At 35.3% G+C, this 5071-nt stretch carries 5 protein-coding genes; all 5 read left to right on the plus strand.

Going from position 1 to position 5071, the window contains the following annotated elements; all coding sequences use genetic code 11:
* On the plus strand, positions 1 to 1551 hold a 1551-nt coding region (locus tag CN288_RS27690; protein WP_141528032.1), incomplete at its 5' end, for a spore germination protein.
* 16 nt (positions 1552 to 1567) lie between these two features.
* On the plus strand, positions 1568 to 2662 hold the full coding sequence (locus tag CN288_RS27695) for a spore germination protein (RefSeq protein ID WP_026593765.1): 1095 nt from the start codon (positions 1568 to 1570) through the stop codon (positions 2660 to 2662).
* On the plus strand, positions 2638 to 3717 hold the full coding sequence (locus CN288_RS27700) for a Ger(x)C family spore germination protein (RefSeq protein WP_098302274.1): 1080 nt from the start codon (positions 2638 to 2640) through the stop codon (positions 3715 to 3717). The genes CN288_RS27695 and CN288_RS27700 overlap by 25 nt, the downstream gene beginning before the upstream one ends.
* A gap of 135 nt (positions 3718 to 3852) precedes the next feature.
* Positions 3853 to 4038 (plus strand): hypothetical protein, encoded by a 186-nt coding sequence (locus CN288_RS27705; RefSeq protein WP_026593767.1) that lies wholly within the window; start codon positions 3853 to 3855, stop codon positions 4036 to 4038.
* A 102-nt stretch (positions 4039 to 4140) separates the two neighbouring features.
* Positions 4141 to 4569: a haloacid dehalogenase gene (locus tag CN288_RS27710; RefSeq protein ID WP_026593768.1), complete on the plus strand. Its 429-nt coding sequence runs from the start codon at positions 4141 to 4143 to the stop codon at positions 4567 to 4569.
* Positions 4570 to 5071: the final 502 nt, after the last annotated feature.

Below are 5071 nucleotides of genomic sequence, written 5' to 3' on the forward strand. Positions count from 1 at the left end.
AAACAACAGCAAGCTGCTCAAGATACGAAACAAGATACACAAACGCAGCAAAATAATAATAGCAATAGCATTTATGATTTCAGTAAACCTGAGAAAGAAAAGGCTCACTCTCTTCAAGATTTATTAGAAAACCTAAAAGCATCTAGTGATTTTGTAAGTTATCATACGTCAGATGATGAAACAATGCCGTACTGGATTTCTTATTATCGGCCATCACTTGATGGGGAAAAATTACAAAAATATTTAATGCCAGCATTACTAGAGCGTACATACTCTACATTAGAAGAATTAAAAGAACATATTCCGATGAGCGGGATTACGATTACAAACGACCTTCAAAAAATTGAAGATATGGTTTTAAAAGGGCATGCGATTGTACAGTTACATAAACAAGATCAAAAATGTATCTTAGCAAATATCACAATTGATAATTATCGGGCACCATCTATTCCCTTAAATGAATCTACAGTTATTGGTCCACAAGAGGGATTTGTAGAGGATATTGATACGAATATTAACTTAGTACGTAAACGCCTTCCGGTGTTAGCACTACAAACAAAAGAAGTTATCATTGGGACGTTCTCTAAAACAAAAGTTGTCATGATGTATTTAGAGAATCTTGCTGAAAAAGACAGTGTTGATTATTTAGAAGAATCACTTCGTACAATTGAATACGATCAAATCAACGACAGCTCCTATATTCAAGAATTAATGGGAGAAAAATCAATCTTCCCACTATATATTAATACAGAACGTACAGACCGAGTAACGACCGCATTAATTGATGGGAAAATCGCTATTTTTGTAGATGGTTCACCGAGCGTCTTACTCACTCCTGTTTCATACTTTGATTTTTTCGTTTCACCAGAGGATTACAACGTATCTTGGCTTTACGCTACGTTTTCAAGACTTTTACGACTCATTGCTGTTCTATTTTCCATCTGCGCAGCACCATTATATGTTGCCATTTTAAGTTATCATTACGAATTAATTCCAAGCGATTTACTCGAAACATTAATTTTATCAAGAGCACAAGTTCCTTTCCCACCTTTAATAGAAGCGCTCTTTCTAGAACTAGTTATTGATTTACTTAGAGAGGCCGGGGCTAGGCTGCCAATGAAAGTAGGGCAAACACTCGGTATTGTAGGCGGTATCGTAATCGGACAAGCATCTGTACAAGCAGGACTAACAAGTAATATTTTGTTAATCATTGTCGCCTTATCCGCGTTAGCTTCCTTTATCACACCGATTTATAAGATGGGGAACGCAGTTCGCTTACTACGATTCCCATTCCTTTTATTTGCAGAATTAGGTGGACTATTTGGAATTTCACTAGGTTTTATCTTTTTATTTACTCATCTATTCAGGCTTTCTTCTTTACGGAAACCATTCGCGCTCTTTTATCCAGCAAGGAAGCAATCAATAAAAGACTCTTGGGTCCGATTTCCGTTATCTATGATTGATACAAGGGATATTCAAGCAAGACCGCAACACGTAAAAAAATCAGCAACAGGAATTTCAATAAAACATACATCTGATTTTGATGAATAAGAAACGAGGTGCACCTATGAGTAAAGTCAAAACAAAATATCAAATATCTCCCATCTTTGTTTTCTTCTTAGTTCATAGTGCACAGTTCGGTGCTGGAGTTCTCGGGTTTGCACGCATTATTGCTAAAGTTGCAGGCTATGATGCTTGGATTGGCGTTCTTATCACTGGAATCATCATTCATATTCTCGTTTGGGTGATGTATTACTTATTAAAAAATACAAACGGCAACCTAATAGATCTTCATCAGCAAACTTTTGGAAAATGGCTCGGTAATGGCATTAGTATTGTATTCATGTTGTATTTTTTCGCTTTGAGTATATCCGTTGTTCGAACGTATGTTGAGATTGTTCAAGTATGGATGTTTCCTACCGGGTCCACTTGGATGTTCACAATCTTTTTATGTTTATTAAGTTACTACGTCATCTCATCAGGATTTCGCGTCATGACCGGTATCTGTGTACTTTCAATCGTGGGAACATTAGGTTATATTTTTCTTAGTTTTTTTATGTTGCGATACGCACATTGGGAAAATTTACTTCCTGTTTTTTCACATTCTTTCGGAGATATTTTAAAAGCATCTCAATTTTCAATTTATAGTATGACAGGCTTTGAAATCTTGCTTATGATATACCCATTTGTGAAGAATCCCGAAAAATCTCATAAATTTGCACAATATGGTGTATTGTTCTCTAACATTTTATATTTATTTAGCACGATTTTGGCATTCGCTTTTTTTAGCGAAAAACAGTTATCAAAAACAATTTGGTCTCAACTTTCCATGACACAAGTTATTAAATTACCCTTTATCGAACGACTAGAATACATTGCCATCTCTGGCTATGCACTTGTAATTCTTACAAGTTCTATTCTTCCATTATGGGCCGCTACAAGAGGAACGCATGAAATCTTTCATGTAAAGCAAAAATACATTTTACTTTCTTTCATACTAATTACCATTATTGTTTCACAACTTTTAACAAACAGGCACGATATCAACGATTTTATTAGTTATATTTCCAAAATTAGTCTTTGGCTTATGTATGTTTACATCCCAATCTTATTTCTTATCGTGTGGGTGAAAAGAAAATGGAAAAAATCAAGAGAAAACTAATTCTTCTTTCATGTATTTGTTTATTCACCATAACAGGCTGTTTGCAAAAAAATATTGTTGATGATGTTCAGTTAATTCAAGGGGTTGTTTTTGATACAGCAAAAAACAATAAAATAAAGGTGACATCGGTTTGTCCGGTGCAACGAAAAGGAAATAAAGTACAGGTCTATGAAGGAGTAGCAAATGCTGTTAAACAAGTAAAAGCTGATACTTCTTTGGAATCTTCTCAACCATTTGCAAGCGGACAAATGCGCATTGCTTTGTTTACTACAAAAATTGCCAAAAAGGGATTGTCGACCTCCTTTGACACATTGGTTCGTGATGTCAGCATCGGAAACTCATTGTATGTTGGATTATTAGAAGGAAATGGACCTGAGCTGTTTAAAGGAAAATATACAACTTCAGCTAATGTTGCTATTTATATAACAAAAATGTTAGAGCATAACATGCAAACAGGCCCCTTACCAACTGATAATTTACATTTAGGTGCATTTCGTTATTATCGTGAAGGCCAAGATTCTTATATGCCTATCCTAAAAAAGAGTAAAGACAAAATCAAAATCACTGGCATTGGACTTTTAAAAAATGATAAGTATGTCGGAAAAATTGATCAACAAGATATGTTCGTATTTAAGGGATTATCGGAAAAACATCGGTTAGATTCACACGAATTTAAAAGTAATAATGGATATGTAATGATCAATAATATACGCTCCAAGCCAACGTATACTGTAAATGTAAAAGCTGGAAAGCCTTCCTTTTTAATTAAAGTAAAAATGGATGCACGCATTCTAGAACTTTCGAAACAAATAAACCTAGAAAATAAAAAAAACACAAAAAAAATATCACGAGAAGTTGAACAACGCTTAAATGCTAAAGCCGCAAAACTTATCAAAAAATTTAAATCTCTAAATGTTGATCCCCTTGGGCTAGGAGCTCAATTTAGACAACACTATAGACCATTTAAATTAGCAGAATGGCAAAAAATGTATAAAGACGTACCTATCACAGTAAAGTATGAGGTTAATATTACAAATTCAGGTGTAATCGAATAATAGGAGATATAGTTTCCTCAAAATGTAAGATAATGATTGAACTCCTCTTTCGGTCATGATACAACGGAGAGAGGAGTTTTTTATACTACTTACAAAATTACTTACATAGAGAAAAAGATATTTACGGGGGAGCTTATGTCTAAAAAGTTAGTAAAGCCTATTTTATATGGTATCCTATTTCTCAGCGTCTTTTTATTTGCTCATACATACTTAAAAAATGTTTCATTTACACGTTATTTACTTGTTGTTGTACCAATGCTACTTGTGGGGATGTTTGGGATTGATCTTGCTGTATCATTTTTAATAAAAAAAGAAGAGTAGCGATAGAGAGAACATCTTATTTTATATAGGATGTTCTTTTTATTAAATAATCTCCTTATGTTACAATGAAACTCGGCACAAAACGAGAAAGGATGAAACAACATGACTAACGAAAAAGGTTTAGATAAAGGATATGAACTTGTCGCAAAAATGCACGAGGTATTTGGACATCCTGTTACAGATGTACCAACAAAATTAACTGAAGAGCGTGCAAAAATTCGCGCAAGCTTTATGCAAGAAGAGCTAGAAGAGTTTTTAGAAGCTAATACTGTAGAAGATCAATACGATGCATTAATTGACCTTATTTATTTCGCGTTTGGAACATTTGCAGAAATGGGAGTACGTCCTGATAAAGGATTTGAAATTGTAAACAATGCCAATATGGCAAAACTATTCCCTGATGGAAAACCACGCTTCCGTGAAGGCGACGGAAAAATTTTGAAACCAGAAGGCTGGCAAGCACCAGAACCACAGTTACGTGCTGAAATTGAGCGTCAACGCCAAGAAGCATTAGCAAAAGCAGGGAAATAAGATTGAATAGGCTACTATTCGCGAGAAGTTAAGACCCGCACTTATGTCTTATTTTTTCGAGCGAACGATATGTCGTGTCGAAACGCCGATATATCTGAAAAAGGAGCTCTCTTTATGAAGAGAGCTCCTTTTTGTTTATTTTTTCTTCTTTTCTGTCGGTTGACTTTGTTTAGCAAAATTAGATGAATCATCGAAATTCGGTTGCTTTTTACCAGCATTATTACTTCTACCTTTTCCCATATGTAATGCACCCCCTCTCCTCCTTACTATTCCCAAAATAAAAAATCCCCTTGCGCACAAGAGAATTTTTTTATGTTTTTTATTTACTCTATTAGTGTCCGTGTCCAGCATGCCCTGCCGCGCCCGCTGTTCCTGCAGTACTTCCTGCACTTCCCGCTCCGCCATACCATGTTTGCTGTTGTTGATGTTGTTGACCATGGTGTTGATGCTGCCCATGGTGTTGATGCTGACCATGGTGCTGATGCTGACCATGGTGTTGATG

This window comes from Bacillus sp. AFS023182 (assembly GCF_002560575.1).
Lineage (GTDB): Bacteria > Bacillota > Bacilli > Bacillales > Bacillaceae_G > Bacillus_A > Bacillus_A arachidis.